Source organism: Niveispirillum cyanobacteriorum (assembly GCF_002868735.1).
GTDB classification, from domain to species: Bacteria; Pseudomonadota; Alphaproteobacteria; order Azospirillales; family Azospirillaceae; genus Niveispirillum; species Niveispirillum cyanobacteriorum.
Map to the genome: position 1 here is coordinate 1,002,126 of NZ_CP025612.1, position 20,598 is coordinate 1,022,723.

Consider the following 20,598-nt stretch of genomic DNA (forward strand, 5'->3'; position numbering starts at 1 on the left):
GCCTTATTATTTACTCTGGCCGTTTCATCAGCAGTGAATTTATCTAATCCCAAATATCAATTTTGACTGATTGATTTGGTCATACAGCTTATTGGTTTAGTGATAGCGGGGATGGGGCCCCATCCCCGCTATCACATTATACCCGCGGCATGAAACTTTGACCTTTGGTCAATCTTTCTTGCCCCTCAATCGCCGGCGCCAGCATCCGCTGGCTTGGCTACGCCGCACGTGCGGCGCGGCAGCGGTCGACGCCGTCCCAAGGGTCATAAATTATGGGGCCATAAATTATGACCCTTGGAATTACGTCAAATGTACCGGACCCTCGCCCGCAATCCGGGGCGCCCATTCAGCGCGCAGCAGGAAAACCACGGTCAGCGCGCCCAAGACCAGAAAGGCAAAGATCAGGGTCATGGGGGCGGCAAACGATCCGGTCGCGTGCAGCAGCCAACCCGTCATCAAGGGGGAGACAATGCCCGCAAGGGCAACCGCGACATTCTGAATACCTTTCACGCGCCCCACAATAGGTGCCGGGATCAGGGTCAGGCTGCACAGGGCGAGATTGTTAGCCGTCGTCAGGCCCAGGCCGGATAGGGAGGCCACATTCCAGAACAGCGCCTCCTCGACACTGTCGGCATGAGCGCCCAGCAGAACCGTACTGGCCATGGCGAAGCCCGCAACGACAAAGACCTTACGGATCAAAACTGTGCGCCCATAGCGCTTGATCAACTGGTCAGCGGCCCAACCCGACACCAGGGCCACAATGGCAATCCCCATGAAACTGAAGAAGGTGTAAAGCCCCATCTCCTTCAGCGACAGACCCCGCTGTTCAACAAGATATGCGGGCATCCAGGTCATGCAGAAGAAGGTAAAGTAATTGTAACAGAAATAGACGACCAGCGTGCTCCAGATCAGGGGACTGGACAGAATGGATCGGAATGGAACATCGGGGGCCTTCTTCTGCTGTGACGGCGTTGCCGTCTCCGCCTTCCCGCCATCACGGGCCAGCAGCAGCCAGGGCACCAGCCATAGCAGACCGGTCAGGCCGGTGATGATGAACATCAGTTCCCAATTGAACGTAACGATCAGCCAGGCCGCAAGCGGCGCCCCGATGGCTGGTCCGAATTTCGCACCCAGCATATAGAGTCCGACGGCTGTCCCGCTGTTTTCCGCCGTGAAATTCGTGCGGATCCATCGATAGGAAGCCGGGACCACCACCGCCTCCGCCGCACCGATGATCAGGCGCATCAGGATCAGCCCCCATAGTGCTGGCATCAACCCGATCAAGGCGGAGGCCACGCACCAAACGGTGAAACAGATCGCATAAGGTTTCTTCACCCCGAACCGGTCCACCACCCAGCCCATCGGCACCTGAAACAGGGCATAGGACCAGAAGAAGGCGGAATTGATCCAGCCGCGATCCACGTCGGAAAGCTGAAAATGCTGTTTGAACGGCTCTACGGTCAGAGCAGCCGAAATGTTGATGCGGTCAACAAATGCAATCAAGGCGCCCATGGCCAGGAGGGCCAGAATTATCCACTGCCGTATCGGGAACGCCTCGCCCTTGCCGGGTGGGGTCCTCTTTGTATCTTCCAATTTTCTTCTCCCTGAACTGCGGTGTAATCCTCCCACGAACCGGCGGAACAGGTCATCAGTCCCGTCCCGCCATAACGTCAAGCAGTGATCAGAAATCCGCGCCGATGGTCAGACCAAAGGTGCGCGGTGCGCCGGGCGTACCATTGTCGCCGGAATTGGTGGCGCCGATCTGTGCGAAATAGTGGGAGTTGGTCAGGTTCTGGGCCCAAAGCTTCACGAAATAGGATTTCGTGGGGTTGTGCCAAGTCACAGAACCACTGACCAAATCATAGCTGTCCTGGACGACACGCTCGTCGGCGGTCCCGACATAGCCGTCATTGTAATAGTAATTGCCCGAGAAGGTGAAGGATCCGATCTCCGTCGGGATCTCAAGCGATCCGCCGAAATTGGCCGTGATCGCGGGCGTATTCTGCAACTTGTTGCCACTGGCATCACCGATGATCAGACAGTTGCCGCCAAGCTGCGTCCGGGGATTGCCGAACGTACCGCGGCAGGTCTGACCGGTTGGAATGACGAAACTGGATGTCAGTGGATAGGGTACGGAGATGATGGCGTTGGTGAAATCCGTGTAGCGGGCATGGGTATAGCCCAGACCACCAAAGACACGGAAATTGTCGGTGACCTGTACGGTCAGGTCCGCATCCACGCCATAGGTCTCTGCCCCATCGGCATTGTAGATGCTGTTGGTACCGGAAATGACCTGCTGAACCTGCACATTCGTCTGATCATAGAAATAGGCGGCGACGTTCAGGCGGGCGATCCCATCGAACAGATCGGTCTTCAACCCCACCTCGTAGGCATCGACCACTTCCGGTTCCAAGACAATGATGGGGTTAGCCTGCGGAACGAAGGTGCCACTGCGGAAACCGCGATTATAGCTAACATAGCCCATGACATCGGGCGTGAACTGGTGATCCAGCGCCAAGCGCCAAGTCACCTTGGAGAAGGTGCGGCTGTCCGATTGGAGGGCACCGCGCGTTGTGGTCCGCGTATTGCCGTTATACTCGACGCTGTAGGCCTCGAACGTCCGCTCATCATGGGTATAACGCAGACCGCCCGTAATCTTGGTATCGTCGCTGACTGCATAGGAAGTCTGCGCGAAACCGGAGATCGAGTTGAGGCGCACATCGGTCATCACATCGCTATAGCCATTGCCGCCGAAGGTCAGCAGGCCGGTGGTCCGTCCCGGCTCCTGCCCCGCCGAATTCCACATATAGAAGCCACCCAGCACCCAGGTCAGTGGACCATCATCTGTGGACAGCAGATCCAGTTCCTGGGTGAATTGTTCATCAAAATTGTGATTGTCGATGCGAAGGCGGGCCAGCGCCGTGCCATCCGGATCGAACAGGGTACGCAGCTTTGTGTCGCGGTAGGCCGTGATGCTCTTCAGCTCCACACCACCGAAATCATGGTTGATGGTGATGCTGCCGCCCTTCTGGCGGGCCGTCAACAGCGGGTCCATATCGCTGTAAATGTCATTGGCGGGGTCGCCACCCGCGTTGATGATCAATTGCGGGATGTTCTGCCCCAGCGTATTGAGCCCGAAATTGCGGAACGCGGGTTCAGAGGCGTCGCGCCCCATGAAATCGCCCGACAACAACACCGTCGTATCCTCGGTAGCCAGCCATTTCAGCTTGAGGCGTCCGGCCCAGGTATCGCCATCTTGCACATCATTGCCGGTTACGACATTGGTGCCAAAGCCTTTATCACGCTTTTCGTACTGGCCCGACAGGCTGATGGCCAGCGTTTCGGTAATGCCGCCGGTCACGAAGGCGGCACCGCGCTTCGTGTCATAGTTGCCATATTCCAGGATGGCCTTGCCATGCGGGTCGAAGCCAGGCTCATAAGTGGTGACCTGGATAACGCCGCCAGTGGCGTTGCGGCCGAACAGCGTGCCTTGCGGACCTTTCAGTACGGCGACCTGGGCCGTGTCGAACAGCGACTGCAGCACGCCGAAGGCGGCACCGTGATAGACGCCATCGACCACAACGGCTACCGGGTTCTCGATGCCCGGCCCCTGGCCGGAGGCGCCGATACCACGGATACGCGGTAAGCCGAAGCCGCCAACACCCGTGGTGATGTTGAGCGCCGGAACGACATTCTTCAGTTCCACTGTGCCCGAGGCCCCGGCATCACCCAGCATGTCGGTGCCGATGACACTGATGGCAATGGGGACTTCCTGCACATTCTCGGCGCGCTTCTGCGCCGTGACCACGATTTCCTCCAGCACACCGGGGGCAGCCTCTGCATTACTGCTGGTATCGGCCAGGGAAGGCGACACCCAGCCGGACGTCAGGCACGCACCGGCCAGCATCAGAAAACGGTATGACATGCGCGCGGCGACGCGGCGCCGACGATGCTGCGAATTCATTACTTTCCTCCCGATTGTCTTTTCTTGAAGACTTCATGTTGGGCTGTGGAACCTTTGTCCCGCGCCGACCCTTGCTGATCGCTCCCATGAAGATGGTCTGTGGGAAATGCGGGCGACGGTGGTTGAAACCCGCCCCTTGCGACGTCTTGACCATAGCTGGCAGGCAGGCCAGCAAGGGTCATCAATCCATGTTCGGTATGATAAGTTTTAGGACGGCGGGTGAACGGTTCGGGTACGCGAAAATCCCGGGAACCACGGTCCACAGACAGCCCGAAAGCAAACCGCCCTCCCGATCGAATGCCGGGAGGGCGGGGTGATAAGTTCAGCGATGCCAGAACGTTAGCGTGGCTGTGGAACCGCGCCAGTGGGCAGGTAGAGCGGCATACTGTCCTCCCACTTGCTGTCCGTCACGATCTTCTTATCCGTTCCATCGGCGTTCATCACATAGATTTGGCCATATTGCTGGAACGTATTGTCGTAGAGCGGGGCTTCGTCGCGGAAACCATGCTGCGAACCGCTCCATAGGATACGGCCATCATTGGACCAGACGGCGTGGCCATCGCTGGAACCGTGCGTGGTGGCACGGAACAGGTCGCTACCGTCGGGGCGGATGGTGTAGATATCGAAATTACCGTCAGCCCCCTTGCGGGTAAAGACGATCCGCTTGCCGTCGGGCGACCAGCCGGGCAGGTTGTCATAACCTTCGGTCAACACCCGGATCTGGCGCGTCTCCAGGTTCAGGATACGCAGGCCCTTTTCCTTCTCGCTCCACACGCGGAAAACAATCTCTTTGCCATCCGCAGAATAGCTGGGGAAGCCGGAATGGATGGAACCATCCGTCAGTTGCTCAGCGCCCGACCCATCGCGACGTACACGCCAGATAGCAGCCGTTTCCCGGTCACGCTGTGCGAACCAATAACCCAGGCCGAAAGCAATCCATTCACCATCCGGCGACCAGCAGGGCTGGAACGCCCCAGCAAGGCCCTTGCGCACCCGGTCCGCATCCAGGCCGCGGTTGCGGCTGTCAAAGACCATGCGCTTTTCCGACCCGTCGGGCCGCATGATCAGAACCGCACTTTCGCCCAACTGCTTCTCCGTGAAGACGATCCAGCCGTCACGCGACATCAGGGGGAAGACGTCGACATGGCGGTATTCCCAATCCTTGTCCCAACTGTAAAGCGGCTTGAACAAGGGGCGGATTGGGTTGAAGCTAGTTTTTTCATAGAGGATGGACTTGCCATCGGGCGACCAATGGGGCGCACGCAGAAAGCGCTTGAGGCGCGGGCGGTCGGATGTATAGGCCAATCCCTCCTCCTGCGTACCCTTGATCAAGTAACCAATCTCGCTGTTCGACAGGAATTGTGGGGTCAGTTTCAGGCCGTTGCCCGTGGTATGCTCCACCCGGTCACCGGTAGCCACGTCAACAGAGACGATCTGGGAATGCACCTTTCCGGTATATTCCGGGCGCCGGGCACCCCAGGTATCCTCTGTCGTCATTTCATAGAATACGACGCGCCGACCGTCGGGTGACCATTTTGGCGACCCCAGACAGAAGCCAAGCTTTGTTGCCACTTGGCGAAAGCCGCTACCATCGGCCTTAATCACATAAATGCTCAATTCCTGGGTATGTTCCCAGCCGCGCCCATCATGATGACCCCGCCAGGGCGTGTCTCGGTCGCTGGAAAAGGCGATCCATTGCCCGTCCGGGGACCAGGCTGGACGGAAATAGCAATCGGGCAATCCATCCTTGCCGCGCACCTCCTTGGTGCCGGTCAGTTGCCGGACCTTGCCGCTGGCAATATCCAGCACCCAAAGATTGGCGCGATAGCCATTGCGTGTGGATACGAACGCCAGCTTCGATCCGTCGGGCGACAGAACGCCGGCATCATCCACGGACGGGGTCACCACCAAGGGCCGAACGCCGGTGCCATCGGACTTGGCCACAAAGATATCCGACTGCCCATCGCCATTGCGTTCGGATGTAAAGACAACCAGATCGCCGAGCGGGCTGAACATCGGGTTGTAATCGTAGGCGGAATCCGCCAGGAATTTGCGTTCATTGCCACCATCAATATCGGCAATGAATAATTCGGAGACGGAAGGGGCGATGCGGTTCATCAGCATCACAGCTTTTTTGCCACCAGTAGCTGCCATTACCGCCGATGCCTGCGCAACGACCGTACCTGCCAGCATTCCTCCCAGGAAGTTTCTTCTATCCATTATCCCGCTCCTGTTGCGACTGACGTCATAACTTGCAGAACCTCACCCTATCCAATGCGAGAACCGGCGTGTTCTGTATGTGCGTTCGGGGTGATTGATTTTGAGCAGATGGGGAGGAGTGGAAGTCGGCGAAAGGAACCCGTCACGAGACGCAACCCAAAACCAATCCATTGAAGCACAGGTTCAATCACCCCGCCGTAGGAGGGGTCGCGATATAGCTCTGAATCCGCGCCGCCGGGAAAGGCCGCGCCCGCTTACGCGGTATTGTCCTTGCCCGGCCTCTGTACCGCCCAAGCGCGACAACCCCGCCAGGGATAAGAGTGCCGACGATGAATGAGTTGACAGGTGCGGAAGCCGCTGTGCGGATGCTGCAGGCCCACGGGGTGCGGCACGTGTTCGGACTGTGCGGTGACACCAGCCTCCCCTTCTATGACGCGCTCTGCCGGCTGGATCATGGCATGACGCACGTGCTGACGCGGGATGAACGCTGTGCTGCCTATATGGCCGATGCCTATGCGCGCGTCACCGGGCGACCCGGTATCTGCGAAGGACCCAGCGGTGGTGGCGCCACCTATATCCTGCCCGGTGTGGTGGAGGCGAATGAAAGTTCGATCGCCTTGCTCTCCATCACCTCCGACATCCCCGTGGGCGGGCGGGGGCATTATGCGCTGACGGAGTTGGACCAGAAGGCCCTGTTCGCGCCCCTGACCAAGTGGAACGCAGTAGCGGACCGGGCGGATCAGATTCCCCACCTCTTCCGCACCGCCTTCCGCGCCATGACCACAGGCCGACCGGGGGCGACTCATATCGGCCTGCCCTATGATCTTCAAAAGCAGACATTGGATGCCGGGATGATCTGGGCCCAGGCCGAGCATACCCGCTTCCCCGCCTTTCGCGCCGGCCCCGACCCGGACAGCGTGGCCTCGGCGGCAGACGCACTGCTGAAGGCCCGGGCACCATTCTTCCTGTGTGGTGGCGGGGTGGTGATCTCCGGCGCACAAGAAGCTTTACGCGATCTGGCGGAACTACTGGACGCGCCCGTGGCCTCTACCATTTCCGGTCATGGTGCGATCCGGGACGACCATCCGCTGGCGGTCGGCGTGGTCGGCACCAACGGCGGGACGGAGGAAACGCGCGCTGCCATCCAGGGCGCTGATCTGGTTGTGTTTGTGGGCTGCCGTGCCGGGTCCACCGCCACCGAACATGGGCGGGTTCCGGGACATGACATCCCGGTCATCCATATCGATGCCGATCCGATGGTGGTAGGGGCCAATTACCGCTACGATGCGGCCATCATCGGCGACGCGAAACTGGCGCTGGAAGCGCTGATCCGCGAAATCGCCCAACGCACTGCCCCGCGTGACAGCGGTGTGCGCCGACGGCTGGCCGCCCTGAAAAACGCCAAGCGGGAGCGGTTTGACATGCTGGCACGGTCGCCCGACCTGCCCATCCGGCCGGAACGGGTGGTGGCCGCCTTGCAGGAACATTTGCCGGAGGATGGCATCATCGTTGCCGATCCAGGCACCCCCTGCCCCTATTTCTCTGGCCATTTTGAAATCCGTAACAGCACGACCCGCATCATCACCAACCGCGCCCAGGGTGCTCTTGGTTTTGCCATGTCGGCGGCCATCGGTGCCTGGTACGGTCGGCCGGATGCAAAGGTTGTGGCCGTGATGGGCGATGGCAGCTTTGGCTTCACGGTGGGAGAGCTCGAAACCATCGTACGCAAGCGCGTGCCGCTGACCATGATCGTCATGTCCAACGCCTCCTACGGCTGGATCAAGGCCAGCCAGAAGAGCGGCTATGGCAAGCGTTACTTCTCCGTCGATTTCGACCGCACCGACCATGCGCTGGTGGCTGAGGCCTATGGCATCAAATCATGGACCGTCCGCGACCCGGCAGAACTGGATGGCGTGATCCGCAAGGCGCTGTCTTTCGGCGGGCCAACACTGATCGACGTGATCGCCCAGCCGCTGGAACAATCCAACGTCCCCGTCAGCCAATGGATGGGCTGAATTGATCCCGGTTCCCCTGCGGCACCGCCGCTTCCGCTGGTTCTTCGCGGCGCGGCTGCTGACCATGCTGGCCCATAGCGCCACCGTCATCTGTCTGGGCTGGCTGGTCTATGATCTGGCCCGACAGACCATGGATGTGCGCGCGGCTGCATTCCGTCTGGGCCTGATCGGCGCTGTGCAGTTCCTGCCCTTCTTGCTGTTCAGCCCGTTCGCCGGCTATGTGGCCGACCGGTTCAACCGCCGACGCGTGGTGATGCTGTCGCTTACCGCCCAGATGGCCAGCATCGCCGCAGTCGGACTGCTGGTATGGAGCGGCAAAGCCACCTTGCCGACGCTCTATATCCTGGCGGCCTTTATTGCAGCGGCACGGTCCTTTTACATGCCGGCCAACAATGCCCTGACGCCGAAATTGGTTCCGCCAGAGATCCTGCCCAACGCCATTGCGCTCTATGCCATTTCCGGCCGCGTCGGGGCCATTATCGGACCGACCTTGGGCGGTTTCGTGTTTGCCGTATCGCCCTGGGGTGCCTTTGGCTTCAGCGCAGTCCTGCTGGCTTTGGCGGTCACCGGGCAATTGATTGTCGGTCCCATCGAACAACCGCCGGGGACGGGCACATCAAAGCCACTGGGCATGATCAGGGATGGGTTCCGTTACGTTGTTTCTAACCGCATGCTGCTGGGGGCCATCAGCCTGGACATGTTCTCCGTGCTTCTGGGTGGGGTAACGGCCATGCTGCCCGTCTTCGCACGCGATATTCTTCAGGCTGGCCCGGAAGGGCTGGGTCTGCTGCGCACCGCCCCTTCCATCGGGGCTGTCCTGACCGGTGTCTGGCTGTCGATGCGGCCTTTGCGCAGCGGGGTGGGCGTGAAGATGCTGATCGCAGTTGCCATATTCGGCGTCTGCACCGTCGTTTTCGGCCTATCCACCCACCTGCCTCTGTCTATTGGGTGTCTGGTGGTACTGGGGGCGGCCGACATGATCTCCGTGAATGTGCGTCAGTCGCTGGTCACCATCGCCACGCCCGATACCATGCGCGGCCGGGTTGGGGCCGTATCGACCCTGTTCATCTCCGCCTCCAACGAGCTGGGGGAGATGGAATCCGGGGCGCTGGCCGCCGCCATCGGCCCGGTGGGATCGGTGGTGGTGGGCGGTACCTGCGCGGTCGGCATCGCGGTGGCCTGGGCAAAGCTGTTCCCGGAACTGCGCCATGCCCGGGATTTCAACCCACCTCAGCCGAACTCCTCCGTGTCCACCCCGGCCTGAACGTCGGCCGGATAGCGCGGGCCACTGACATTGGCGGGGTCGAACAGCCAGTCGATGCGCGCGATCAGGTCTTCTGGGACTTCCATGGTCTGCGCATTCTCTTCCAGATGCGCCAGCGACGTCGTGCCCGGAATGGCATGCACATGGTCCCCGCGTGACAGAATCCAGGCCAGTGAAAGCTGTGCCGGCGTCATGCCATAGATCTCGGCCAGCAGTGCGAATTCCGTTGCAAGCTCACGGTTTGCGGGCCAATTTTCCGCAGTGAAGCGGGGCATATAACGACGAATATCGGCGCGGCCCAGTCGGTTCGGGTCTTCGACGCCCCCTGCCAGCACACCGCGCGCCAGGGGTGAAAATGCCACAAACGCCGTGCCGAGGCTTCGGCAGGCGTTCAACACGGCGATCTCCGCATTGCGCGACCAGGGCGAATACTCGGTCTGCACGGCCGCAATCGGATGCACATTCGCCGCGCGGCGCAGGGTGACAGCGGAGACCTCTGAAAGGCCGATGGCGCCGACAGACTCCTCGATCGGGACCGTAGGGTCCAAACGGTGCAGATAGAACAGATCGATATGGTCAATCCCCAGGCGGGCGAGCGAGGTATCGCAGCCGGCGCGGATCGTTTCCGGCCGTCCATCAATACCCCGCCCGACACCTCGGGCGAACAGGCCAACCTTGCTGGCGATCAGCACACGGTCGCGCCGGCCCGCGACGGCACGGCCCAGGAGCGTCTCGCTTTGCCCCCCGCCATAAAGCGCCGCCGTGTCGAAATGATCATAACCAAGGTCGATGGCGCAGTGCAGAAGCCGCACCGCATCCCCCTCCCCCATGGCCGGGCCATAGGCCCAGCACATGCCCATGCAGCCAAGGCCGACGGGCCGTACCGCCCGCCCGGCCAGCAGACGGGGCGTCATCAGCCCAGCGACCCGGTGACGTCATCGAACAGTTCATCCACCGACAGGCGGCGGGGGATGATCCTCTGTTCGAACGACCAGTCGATAGCGAGTTCAAGGCCCTTGCGGTTGGCCTCAAGGCCCATGGGCGGGAACGGGTCGGGCAGACCGCCCGCCGTCAGTGCCCGGCTCTCACTGATCATGCGATAGATTTCGCGCACTACATCGGGCCGTTCGCGCGAAATGCTCTCATGTACCGCGAAAATATGGTTGATGGGTACCACACCGACACGCGCAAACCAGTCCTTCGCCGCCTTGAACGGCTCTGGTACCAGATGCTGGACGCGGCTGTCCTTGGGCAGGTCCACCCCCTGCAACGTTGCCGCCAACTCACCATCCAACATCATCTGGCCAATATCGGACCCTTTGGGCAACGGGGTGCAGTTGGGCGGATCGGCATATTCGGCCAGATGCCCCTCACCAACCGTCATCCAGGTGACCTTGTCCAGGTCCACGCCATATTCATGCTGAAGGACCCCGCGGATCCACAGGCCCGTCGTCTGGGCATAGGTGCGCACGCCAACCTTTTTGCCCTCGATATCCTTGGGGTTCAGGTGGCCGAGTTCCTTGTTGAAACCGGCGCAATGATGCTGGAACCGGCCAGAAATGGGGGCCGGCAGCATCACATAGGGCTTGTTGTAGGCTTTCGCCTGCAAGTACGTGACGATGGCCAACTCGCCGCAATCATATTCGTTGCGGCGAACCATGGCTTTGAAGGCATTATGCGCCTGTTCGGGCCCGCAATAGTTCAGATCCACAACGTCCGAGGTGACACGGCCATCCTTCATGGCCAGCGTTTGCGGATAGTCGGCAAGATTGGTGCGCAGGGTCAGCTTTTCGGCGGCCATGGTGGCGCTCCCCTTTATTCAGTTTGGCTTAAAGACGGACTTCGATCAGCGACGGGCCGGGCGCAGCATTGCAGCGCCCCAGCTCGTGGAAAAACGCTTCGGCCGTGCCGACACTGACAGCGGGCACGCCCATGCTTTTTCCCATGGCAAGCCAGTCGATGGCGGGCTTGTCGATATCGATCATGGCCAGTGCCTGCGGCCCCGGCGCGCCGAACCCCATATTGGCGTATTCGGCTTTCAGGATCTGATAGGACCGGTTGGCGAAGATCACCGTGGTGACGTTCAACCCCTCCCGCGCCTGGGTCCATAGCGACTGGATCGTGTACATGGCCGAGCCATCGCCCACGATGCAGACCACCCGTCGGTCGGGGCAGGCCACTGCTACTCCCGTGGCAACCGGCGTGCCGTAGCCAATGGACCCGCCCATGTTCTGGATCGTGTCATGCGGCACAGCCCCCGCCGTGTGGCCCATCGTTTCCCGCCCCGTGGTCAGGCTTTCATCGACCAGGATGGCATTCTCCGGCATGGCGGAGGCCAGGGCATGGGCAATGGATAGAGGGTTCAAGGCGCCGGACGGCGCCCCCTTGTCGATGAAGGGCTGACGAAACGGGTCCAGGGTCCGGGCCCCGACAGCGTCGGCCAGCATCTCCAGCGCGGACGTGCTATCCTCATCCGCGGCGGCCAGACGATGGACCTGGCAATCCGGCTGCTTCAACAGGCTGGGCTTGCCGGGATAGCTGAAGAAGGCCACGGGCTCGCCCGTTTCGACCGTGATGATATGCTTGAAGGCCTTCAGGAACTCCACCGCCTGCGGCACGGCATAGGGCAGCCGTTCCAAGGGCACGCGCCCCGCCCCGCGTTCAATGCGGGAGGTGAAGAATTGCGTGCCGATCCGCGTCCCGGTCTTGGCAGCCACCTTGCCCGCCCAGTCCAGGGCCGGGCCGAAACAAGCAGCACCCGCCAGGATGATGAAGGTGGGTTCACCAGAGCGCAGGACAGCAGCAATCCGTTCCACCGCCGCCGCGTCGGGGACACCGGCCGCCGGCACGCCGCTGCGCGCAAACGACCCGGACGGCACCGTCACCTCGCCCCAAGAGGTGTCCCCCGGCAGGATCAGGGTGGCGATCTTGCCCGGCCGGGCGCTGGCCTGCTCCACCGCTGCCACCGCATCACCGGCCAGCGTGTTGGAGGAGATAGTGCGGCGGACCCAGTGGCTGAGCGGCCGCGCCAGCCCCTCAATATCCGACGCCAGCGGTGCATCATATTTCAGGTGCGCGGTGGCATGTTCGCCGATGATATTGACCATGCCGCTGCCGGCACGTTTGGCATTGTGGATATTGGACAGACCGTTGGCCAGCCCCGGCCCCAGATGCAGCAATGTGGCAGCAGGCGCACGGCGCATGCGGTACCAGCCATCGGCCGCCCCCGTCGCCACACCTTCGTACAGGCACAGCACGCTGCGCATGCGCGGGTTTTCCAGCGCCGCCAGGAAGTGCATTTCCGAAGTGCCAGGATTGGCGAAGCAGATATCCACCCCCTCATCCACGAGGGTGTTCACGAGGCTTTCAGCGCCGTTCATGGGTGTGTTCCTTGACCAATCATATCGCGGATGGGCGAGACCTTATCCGGTCTCAATAGCCCGCGATTTCCCGCCCCTGGCCGACGACGCCAAAGCTGCGCTGGGGCGCAGACATCAAGAAGCGGTAACCTTCGCCGATCAGCCGTTCGACATTCTTGGATGTCACATGCGGGTGGCCGACGACGACATTGTGCTTTTTGCAGGTGGCGACCACCTTGGCCATAGCGTCCAGCACGTCCGGATGTTCATACTGACGCGGCAGGCCCAATTCCTGGGACAGGTCACCCTCCCCGATCAGGCAAAAGCCGATGCCCGGCACATTGGCCAGCATATCGTCCAGGTTCTCGATAGCCTCGACACTCTCGATCATCAGGCCGACCAGCAATTCGCCGTGCGGTGCCAGCGGCCAGACATCGGCCGCCTTATAATAGTCCTGCTGCGACAGGCCCCAGTAGCGGGCGGCTGTGGCCGGGCCATCGCCGCGCACGCCCTTTGGCTCGTACAACGGCGCGCTTTTGGGCCGTGCATAACGGCAGGACGCAACAGCGTTGTAAGCCTGCTCGACCGTCTTCACATGCGGCCTGAGCTGGACCCGTATGGCTGGACAGGTTTGGTCGGTCGTTAAGCTCGGTATCCGCCCTCCTGATTTTTCATGCTGCCACAGCCAGGTTGGACGGGGCTAGCCCCGTCCAACCTGGGCGGCGAAGATAAACCTCATCGGGGGTCTGGTAGGCCAGTCCCTGATGCGGTCGTTGGCTGTTATAGGCCGCCAGCCAGGCGCCGATCCCTGCCCGAGCTGCCGATCCGGTGTCATAGGCCCGCAAATAGACGTCTTCGTATTTCAGGCTGCGCCAGAGCCGCTCTACAAAAACGTTGTCGATACACCGCCCCTTGCCATCCATGCTGATTTTCACACCGGCTCCCGCCAGCGCGCCGGTGAAGGCCATGCTGGTGAATTGGCTGCCCTGATCGCTGTTGAAAATCTCCGGCTTGCCATAGCGTGCCAGGGCCTCTTCCAGTGCTTCAACACAGAAATCCGCCTCCATCGTGTTCGACAGCCGCCAGGACAGGACCTTGCGGCTGAACCAGTCCATGATCGCCACCAGATACAGGAACCCTCTTGGCATGGGGATGAAAGTAATATCGGTTGCCCACACCTGATTCGGTCGGTCGATCACCAGGTCCCGTAGAAGGTAGGGGTAGACTTTGTGTGCCGGATTCGGTTTGCTGGTGTTCGGCTTCTGCCAAATCACCGCCAGACCCATCACCCGCATCAACCGCCGTATCCGCTTGCGGTTGACGCTGTGACCACCCCGGCGCAGCACGGCCGTCATTCGCCGCGATCCATACCAGGGCGTCTCCAGAAACTGCTTGTCGATCAATGCCATCAGCGCCGGATCCGATGCATTGTCGTTGACCGGTCGGTAGTAAAAACTGGATCGGCTGAGGCCGATCAGCGTGCATTGCTGCGCCACCGACAGGTCGGCGTACTGGGGGTTGATCATCGCCCGCTTATCCGCCCGGCTCATTTGCCGAGCGCCCGTGACAAAAAATCAATCTGTACCTTCTGCTGGCCGATCTGCTTGTACAGCTCGTCCGTCAGCCCTGCCGCGTCCTTGGCCGATCGGTCTACCCCACGTTCGAATATTGATGTCGCCCCTTCAGAAAGTGCACGCTTCCATTCGTTCACCAACGTGTGGTGAATGCCGTGCTTAGCCGCTATCTCCGGCACTGTCTGATCGCCCCGAAGCGCCTCAAGCGCCACCTTCGCCTTAAACGACGCACTGTGGTTCCGTCGTGTCGACTTGCTCATGCTCCGATTTTCCTCTCTCCGTTATGGAAGAGCAAATCCCGAGCTTAACGACTTGTCCAGTTTTACGGGGCCAGCTCAGCCAAACCACGCCATATACACCGCGGTCCAGGGCCTGCTTGGCCTCCGCCTGGTTCATCTCCACCCCGTTGGACGGGATGCGAACGATGGGGGTGACGGCAGGGGCCAGCGTCGGGGCCGTGTGAATCTGTTTACGGTTCAGCAGGTACTGAAGCGCGTCGCCCAGCGCCAACATGTCGAACGGATTATGCTCCATCTCGAAGACAAGCGCATCATAGGGGCTGTCCGACAGGTCGATGGCCGTCTGCTTGTCCGCCTTGGCGAAGCAGGAAAAGGCAGGCTTGCCCGCTTCCCAGGCACGGATGATACCGTTGAGCCGGTTGCTCATGATCGTTCCTCTCTCAGGCCTTTTCCGTCGACCAGTACATGAAGCCCATACCTTCGCCCGTGCCGGCGGCCGTGCGGAAGGACGGGACGTAATCAACCAGGGTCATCTTGGCGCCTGCATCCTCCAGTGCCTTTAGGACGGAGACATAGAGTTTGATCTCCGACGTCCCCGACTGGTAGGAGCGCTCATCAACATTGCCCAGCCCCTCATAATCGTAGCGGGCCAACATATCGATGATGCGGCGGTCAAACTCCTCGTCACAGACGAAGTGGGAGAGACCGCCCGACGCAATGATCGCCACCCGTGCGTCACTTTTCCAGGCCTTGACGGCCCGCAGCAGCGCCTCACCGAAGGCGATACAGCGCTTCATCGGCGGCTGTGTCGGCTCGTAGAAGCAGTTCATCAGGATCGGCACATTGGGCGGCGGGTTGTCGCCCATGATCTGGTGATACACGAAGCTGTAGGCGTGCGGCACGATGGGGGCCGGCGGCTTCATCCAGACATTGTCCGGCCATTCAAACAGGTCAGCAATATCGAAGCCATCAGCCTCCAGCGACTTGATCAGATGGGTGGCCAGTTCCGGGTGGCATTTATGTGTGACCGCATGGTCAGGGGCGTAGACGGCGCGCTGCGGCGGGCCGTTGAACGCCTCCTCCCCGGAATAGATCGCGATAGAGGGGGAAATATGGGTAAAGATCTCCTTTTGATCCTTGCCCAGGATGATGGCCACGTCGACATTCGCCGCCTCATAGGCGCGGCGCATTTCGGCCAGGGCGGCGGCATTACGGGCCGCACGGGCCGTACGCTCCTCGATCGTCAGGAACGGTGCGAAGGCGGCTTTGCGCTCCGCTTCCAGCTCGGGATAGGTCCAGGTGCGGTTGCGGTACCAGAGCTTGGGATTGTTGCGATCCCGCTCACCATTGTTCAGCCAGTCCTCCGGCGCCTGACCCAGCATACCGCTGTGGGGCACCGCCATTCCGAAGACGATCTTGGCCATCTTATCCTCCCATCATTCGATCAATTGGATTCGATCAATTGGATGCCGGCAGTTTCGGCGCGTATTTCGGGCGCAGCAGGACGACGGTGGTCACCGCGCCGATGATTAGGAAAACCAGGATGACCTGCATGGGCAGGGCATAGGAGCCGCTGACCTGCAACAGCCATCCCGACAGGCTGGCCGCCACACCGCCCGACAGGCTGGTCGCCACCTGCTGGACACCGGTCGCCAGTCCTACAGCCGGGGCCGGGATCAGGGTCAGGCGGCAAAGTGCCAGGTTATTGGCGGTGGCCAGCCCCAGGAAGGACAGCGAGGTGACATTCCAGAACAAGGCCGCTTGAAGACTGTCCGCTGTCACACCCAGCAAGACGGTGCAGGCGCCCAGAAAGCCGGCGATGACAAAGGCCTTGCGGACAAACACGGGGTCCTTGCCACGGGCAATGATCCGGTCCGCCGCCCAACCGGCGATAGCAGCCACGATGGCGATGCCAGCAAAGCTGAAGAAGGTATAGAGGCTGCTTTCCTTCAGTGAAAGACCACGCTCCTCCACCAGATAGGCCGGCATCCAACTCATGCAGTAGAAGGTGAAATAGCCGTAGCAGAAATTCACGATCATCGTGCCCCAGATTAGGGGGCTGACAATGATTGTGCGGAACGACACAACCGAGGCCCGGCGCCGGATTTCTGGCATTTCCGACTTTTTCGGCAAATCGCTTTTGACCAGAAACATCCAGGGCACCAGCCAGACCAGACCCACCAGACCGGTGATGATGAACATGGCCTGCCAGGAATGATGCACGATCAACCAGGCAGCAACGGGCGCGCCGATGGCGGGGCCGAACTTGTTGCCCATCGCGAAAATACCAACGGCGGTGCCGTTCTGCCCTTCCTTGAAATTGTTGCGGATCCAGCGGTAGCTGGCGGGCATCACCACGGCTTCGGCCGCACCGACAATGACGCGCATGATCATCAGCCCCACGAAGGCCGACATCATCCCGGTCAGCGCCGTGGCCACGCACCAGAGGATGAAGCAGAGCGTATAGGGCGTTTTTACCCCGTACCGGTCCACGACCCAGCCCATGGGGATTTGGATCAGCCCATAGGACCAGAAGAAGGCGGCATTCACCCAGCCGCGCCCCGTATCCGACAGGTCGAAATGCCGGACAAATTCGGCATCTGCGACGGCGGAGGAAATGCTGGTCCGGTCGACGAAGGCGATCAGCACTCCCAGCGCCAGCAGCAGCAGAGCCGTCCAGCGCTTGAACGCCACCTGACGGTCAGTGAGAACGGGGCTGAAAGCGCCCGTATCCGTGCTGGCCATGGTTCCTCCCATTATGAATGTTCTGGTGATGTCAATCGGCCAGCGTCGGATACAGCTTCGCCGCCGTACGGCCGAAGATCCAGGCGCGGTCCGCACTGGTCAGGCAGGCCAGTCCGGCTTCAGCTTCCGCCTTGATCTCCGCCAGCGTGCCGGGCGAGGTGGGGAAGTTGGAACCCCAGGCCAGACGGTCGGCACCGAATGCCGCCACCACTTTGGGGAAGAAGGTCTCGGCGCTGGCCTTGCCCTTCTTCACGTCGCCGAAGATACGCGGGGTCAGCTTCAGGTAGATGTTGGGCAGGGCCGCCAATTCGAACAGGCTCGCCGCATTGGCATAGGGTGGGCCGTCCAGCACGTCGGGCCGTCCCAGATGGTCCATGATAATGGCAACATTGGCAAAACGCTTGGCCAGCATGGTTACCTGCGGCAGACCAATGGGCCCCGTCTGAATGCACATGGGCAGCTCCAGTTCGCCCAGCAGGTCCCAGGCCTTGAAGGCCCGCGGATCTTCCAGTTCGGACGGATCGAAATCCTTGGTGGAGCCGCCGGTGAAAACCCGCAGCCCCTTCAACCCTTTGCCAGCCCAGGACCGGATGACGTCACAGGCATCATCGGCAACCATGTCCACAGAACCCACGGCAACAAGGCGATCCGCGTACTGGTTGCAGCCATCGACAACATAGGAATTGTCGAAGCCGTAAGTGGTGGAGGAATGGACCACGGCGGCCTTGGCCACACCAGCCTCATCCATGGCTGCGATCAGGCTTTCCACCGTGTTCGGCCGTTCCTGCGACCAGTCAGACCGCTTGCCGAACAAAGGGGCCGGCGGGTATCGCTTCTCATCATCCGAAATGATGTGGGGATGGATATCGAAATATTGCATGTCCTGGTTCCTCCCGGCGGGCTTAGAGGCGGCGCGCCTTCAACAGCGCGTCGAGGCGTGGATAGACGCGCCGTGCATTGCCTTCGAAAATCGCGTGACGGTCGGCGTCGCTCAGGTCCGGGCAGGCGTCGACATAGCGCTTGGTATCGTCGAAATACTGGTCGGTATTCGGGTCCTTGCCACGCACCGCACCAATCATCTCGGAACCGAATAGAACATTGCTGGATGGCACGACCGTGGTCAGTAACTGCACGCCTGGATGGTGGTAGACGCAGGTGTCGAAGAAGACATTGTTCAACAGCCCTTCCAGCGGCCGCTTCGCAATCTCCAACGACATGCCGCGATAGCGGCCCCAGTGATAGGGCACAGCCCCGCCCCCATGCGGGATGATGAAGCGCAGGGTCGGGAAATCCTTGAACAGGTCCGCCTGCAAAAGCTGCATGAAGACCGACGTGTCGGCGTTCAGGTAATGGGCACCGGTGCCATGAAAGTTCGGATTGCAAGACGCTGCCACATGGATCATGGCCGGCACGTCCAGTTCGCACAGAACCTCATACAGTGGGTACCATTCCCGGTCGGTCATGGGCTTGCCGGTCCAATAGCCGCCCGTGGGATCGGGGTTCAGGTTGCAGCCGACAAAGCCCATCTGCTCCACACAGCGGCGCAGTTCAGGGATGGAGTTCTTCGGCGGGGCTAGCGGCGATTGCGGCAACTGGCAGACCGGCACGAAATTGTCCGGATAAATGTCGCAGACCCGTCGCACCAGATTATTCGACACCTCAGCCCATTCCAGGCTGGTACGCTCATTACCCAGATGGTGGCTCATCAGCCCCGCGATGGGAGAGAACAGGGTCAGATCGCTTCCGCGTTCCTTCTGCAGGCGCAACTGTCCACCGCCCACGCCTTCATGGATCTGCTCGTCCGTGACGATACAGTCAGCGATCTTGGGGGCATTCACCGGATCGTCGGCGAATTCCACCTGACGCGACCGCCAGTCGCGGAAGGACTGGGGCACCGTGGTGAAATGGCCATGGCAATCGATGATCATGGGAACTCCTTGATTTCCAGCACGGGCACGAAGCGGACCAAGTCATTTGCAATCAATCAGATAGTGAGGCGGACCGGCCGCCGCACATTGATATTGGCCTCTGCCGTATAAGACCTGTCGTGCGGTGTTTCCGGGAAAAGCGGGTCCGCCAGCAATGCCGGCGGACCCAGTGCCAGCCGTTAGGGGCAGGGATCACACCTTGGCCGGATCGAAGAACAGTTCGTCGATGGACATACGCCGCGGGGTCAGCCCTTGCTTAAAGGCCGTTTCCTCCAGCGCCTGGATGGTCTTGATGTTGGCGTCGATGCCATAGGGCAGCGGGTCATTGCCCACCAACTGCTGAAGCTTGCGGTAGCGCTTGTCGGATGCCGTATTGGCCTCGCCACTGTTCAGCTTGGAAAGCCAGCCCTGCTTGGCCTCGTCGAACGCCTCATAGATGGCCTTGGCCACCCAGGGGTTCTCCTTCAACACGCTTTCACGGACCACGATGGTGCCATGCATGGGATAGACGCCGCTGCGGCGGTAATAATCCCATTCCAGTTCCTCAGCGTTGGGCAACAGGTCGGGATAATCGACCTCAACTTCCTTCCAGCCGCTGGTGGGATTGCCCGTGCGTCCAACGCCGGCATTGCCAGCAAAGCCCGCAGCTAGGTCGCCGGCCTGGATCATGTCGTAAAGCGATCGGCCCGCCGGCACATGCTCGACATTGGCCGGCAGCTTCAACTGGGTCACATGCTCCTCGTCATCCACGACCCAGGTAACCTTAGAGCAGTCGACACCCAGATCTTCCATAAGGGCCTGGCGCGTCCAAGCGCCGGTGGTGACGGAGTAGGCGCGCACACCAACCTTGCGGCCCTCCAGATCCTTGGGCTCCCGGATGCCGGCATCGGGGCGAACCAGCAGGCCAGAATGGTGGAATTTGCGCAGTACAAAGATCGGCAGGGCCACAAAAGGCGCACCATAGGCACGCGCAATGATGTAGGTGGTGGGTGCCAATTCGCACACATCAAATTCCACATCGCGCACCATGCGGCGAAACGCGGCGATCTGCGGATGGATGGTCAGATAGTTGCCATCCACCCCGTCAACCTGGATGGACCCGTTGCGCACGGCGGAGGTGTGCGGCATTTCGGCGACGGCAAAAGTCAGCGGCAGTTTCTTGGTCACGGGTTCCACTCCCTTAAGCATGGGTATGATCACTTCGGATTTCTTGACGCCATTGTCGCGCCCATTGGGGGGCGGGCGTCAATTCACCGGGCAGAGTTCCTGTCGTGCCCGGCGCGTTTTCAA

Annotated in this window: 16 protein-coding genes; 2 read left to right on the forward strand and 14 right to left on the reverse strand. The window is 60.9% G+C overall.

Features of this window, described 5'->3' with window-relative positions; all coding sequences use genetic code 11:
- Nucleotides 1-300: 300 nt before the first annotated feature.
- The 3 genes from C0V82_RS20090 to C0V82_RS20100 form a co-directional block, all read right to left on the reverse strand.
- Nucleotides 301-1,593, reverse strand: a complete 1,293-nt coding sequence (locus C0V82_RS20090; protein WP_199772551.1) for an MFS transporter — start codon at nucleotides 1,591-1,593, stop codon at nucleotides 301-303.
- An 88-nt stretch (nucleotides 1,594-1,681) separates the two neighbouring features.
- Nucleotides 1,682-3,964 carry a TonB-dependent receptor gene (locus tag C0V82_RS20095; protein ID WP_102114161.1) on the reverse strand — a complete coding sequence of 761 codons (2,283 nt, stop codon included), beginning with the start codon at nucleotides 3,962-3,964 and terminating at the stop codon, nucleotides 1,682-1,684.
- Between the two features lie 339 nt (nucleotides 3,965-4,303).
- Complete coding sequence (locus C0V82_RS20100) at nucleotides 4,304-6,184, reverse strand: PD40 domain-containing protein (RefSeq protein WP_102114162.1); 1,881 nt, start codon at nucleotides 6,182-6,184, stop codon at nucleotides 4,304-4,306.
- 329 nt (nucleotides 6,185-6,513) lie between these two features.
- On the opposite strand from C0V82_RS20100, the gene C0V82_RS20105 reads away from it, so the two are divergent.
- Together C0V82_RS20105 and C0V82_RS20110 are read left to right on the forward strand one after the other, a co-directional pair.
- Nucleotides 6,514-8,199 carry a thiamine pyrophosphate-binding protein gene (locus tag C0V82_RS20105; protein ID WP_102114163.1) on the forward strand — a complete coding sequence of 562 codons (1,686 nt, stop codon included), beginning with the start codon at nucleotides 6,514-6,516 and terminating at the stop codon, nucleotides 8,197-8,199.
- A gap of 1 nt (nucleotide 8,200) precedes the next feature.
- On the forward strand, nucleotides 8,201-9,463 hold the full coding sequence (locus C0V82_RS20110) for an MFS transporter (RefSeq protein WP_102114164.1): 1,263 nt from the start codon (nucleotides 8,201-8,203) through the stop codon (nucleotides 9,461-9,463).
- On the opposite strand, the gene C0V82_RS20115 is transcribed toward C0V82_RS20110, so the two are convergent.
- The 11 genes from C0V82_RS20115 to C0V82_RS20165 all read right to left on the reverse strand — a co-directional run bounded on the left by C0V82_RS20115 (nucleotide 9,430) and on the right by C0V82_RS20165 (nucleotide 20,475).
- Nucleotides 9,430-10,377 (reverse strand): aldo/keto reductase, encoded by a 948-nt coding sequence (locus C0V82_RS20115; RefSeq protein WP_102114165.1) that lies wholly within the window; start codon nucleotides 10,375-10,377, stop codon nucleotides 9,430-9,432. The genes C0V82_RS20110 and C0V82_RS20115 overlap by 34 nt on opposite strands.
- Nucleotides 10,377-11,264 carry a type 2 periplasmic-binding domain-containing protein gene (locus C0V82_RS20120; protein ID WP_102114166.1) on the reverse strand — a complete coding sequence of 296 codons (888 nt, stop codon included), beginning with the start codon at nucleotides 11,262-11,264 and terminating at the stop codon, nucleotides 10,377-10,379. The genes C0V82_RS20115 and C0V82_RS20120 overlap by 1 nt, the downstream gene beginning before the upstream one ends.
- A 28-nt stretch (nucleotides 11,265-11,292) precedes the next feature.
- The gene (locus tag C0V82_RS20125) at nucleotides 11,293-12,843 is read right to left on the reverse strand and encodes an acetolactate synthase large subunit (protein ID WP_102114167.1); all 1,551 of its coding nucleotides are present in this window, start codon (nucleotides 12,841-12,843) and stop codon (nucleotides 11,293-11,295) included.
- 52 nt (nucleotides 12,844-12,895) lie between these two features.
- Entirely contained in the window at nucleotides 12,896-13,417 is a 522-nt protein-coding gene (locus tag C0V82_RS20130) for an aldolase/citrate lyase family protein (protein ID WP_199772552.1), read from the reverse strand.
- Between the two features lie 76 nt (nucleotides 13,418-13,493).
- A protein-coding gene (locus C0V82_RS20135; RefSeq protein ID WP_102114168.1) for an IS3 family transposase occupies nucleotides 13,494-14,656 on the reverse strand; the annotation gives its coding sequence in 2 pieces (ribosomal slippage) (nucleotides 13,494-14,383 and nucleotides 14,383-14,656; 1,164 coding nt in all).
- The gene (locus tag C0V82_RS20140; RefSeq protein ID WP_199772553.1) at nucleotides 14,616-15,062 is read right to left on the reverse strand and encodes an HpcH/HpaI aldolase family protein; all 447 of its coding nucleotides are present in this window, start codon (nucleotides 15,060-15,062) and stop codon (nucleotides 14,616-14,618) included. The genes C0V82_RS20135 and C0V82_RS20140 overlap by 41 nt, the downstream gene beginning before the upstream one ends.
- A gap of 13 nt (nucleotides 15,063-15,075) precedes the next feature.
- Complete coding sequence (locus C0V82_RS20145) at nucleotides 15,076-16,059, reverse strand: DODA-type extradiol aromatic ring-opening family dioxygenase (RefSeq protein WP_102114169.1); 984 nt, start codon at nucleotides 16,057-16,059, stop codon at nucleotides 15,076-15,078.
- 34 nt (nucleotides 16,060-16,093) lie between these two features.
- Nucleotides 16,094-17,380 carry an MFS transporter gene (locus C0V82_RS20150; protein WP_102114170.1) on the reverse strand — a complete coding sequence of 429 codons (1,287 nt, stop codon included), beginning with the start codon at nucleotides 17,378-17,380 and terminating at the stop codon, nucleotides 16,094-16,096.
- Nucleotides 17,381-17,411: 31 nt separating this feature from the next.
- Complete coding sequence (locus tag C0V82_RS20155; protein ID WP_102114171.1) at nucleotides 17,412-18,260, reverse strand: amidohydrolase family protein; 849 nt, start codon at nucleotides 18,258-18,260, stop codon at nucleotides 17,412-17,414.
- Between the two features lie 22 nt (nucleotides 18,261-18,282).
- Complete coding sequence (locus tag C0V82_RS20160) at nucleotides 18,283-19,308, reverse strand: amidohydrolase family protein (RefSeq protein WP_102114172.1); 1,026 nt, start codon at nucleotides 19,306-19,308, stop codon at nucleotides 18,283-18,285.
- A 192-nt stretch (nucleotides 19,309-19,500) separates the two neighbouring features.
- Entirely contained in the window at nucleotides 19,501-20,475 is a 975-nt protein-coding gene (locus tag C0V82_RS20165; RefSeq protein WP_102114442.1) for an ABC transporter substrate-binding protein, read from the reverse strand.
- Between the last annotated feature and the right edge of the window lie 123 nt (nucleotides 20,476-20,598).

Coding starts and splice junctions, on each gene's coding strand:
- C0V82_RS20095 (WP_102114161.1), bottom strand. CDS start 3,964: ATGAATTCGCAGCATCGTCGGCGCCGCGTCGCCGCGCGCATGTCATAC.
- C0V82_RS20100 (WP_102114162.1), bottom strand. CDS start 6,184: ATGGATAGAAGAAACTTCCTGGGAGGAATGCTGGCAGGTACGGTCGTT.
- C0V82_RS20105 (WP_102114163.1), top strand. CDS start 6,514: ATGAATGAGTTGACAGGTGCGGAAGCCGCTGTGCGGATGCTGCAGGCC.
- C0V82_RS20115 (WP_102114165.1), bottom strand. CDS start 10,377: ATGACGCCCCGTCTGCTGGCCGGGCGGGCGGTACGGCCCGTCGGCCTT.
- C0V82_RS20120 (WP_102114166.1), bottom strand. CDS start 11,264: ATGGCCGCCGAAAAGCTGACCCTGCGCACCAATCTTGCCGACTATCCG.
- C0V82_RS20125 (WP_102114167.1), bottom strand. CDS start 12,843: ATGAACGGCGCTGAAAGCCTCGTGAACACCCTCGTGGATGAGGGGGTG.
- C0V82_RS20140 (WP_199772553.1), bottom strand. CDS start 15,062: ATGAGCAACCGGCTCAACGGTATCATCCGTGCCTGGGAAGCGGGCAAG.
- C0V82_RS20145 (WP_102114169.1), bottom strand. CDS start 16,059: ATGGCCAAGATCGTCTTCGGAATGGCGGTGCCCCACAGCGGTATGCTG.
- C0V82_RS20150 (WP_102114170.1), bottom strand. CDS start 17,380: ATGGCCAGCACGGATACGGGCGCTTTCAGCCCCGTTCTCACTGACCGT.
- C0V82_RS20155 (WP_102114171.1), bottom strand. CDS start 18,260: ATGCAATATTTCGATATCCATCCCCACATCATTTCGGATGATGAGAAG.
- C0V82_RS20160 (WP_102114172.1), bottom strand. CDS start 19,308: ATGATCATCGATTGCCATGGCCATTTCACCACGGTGCCCCAGTCCTTC.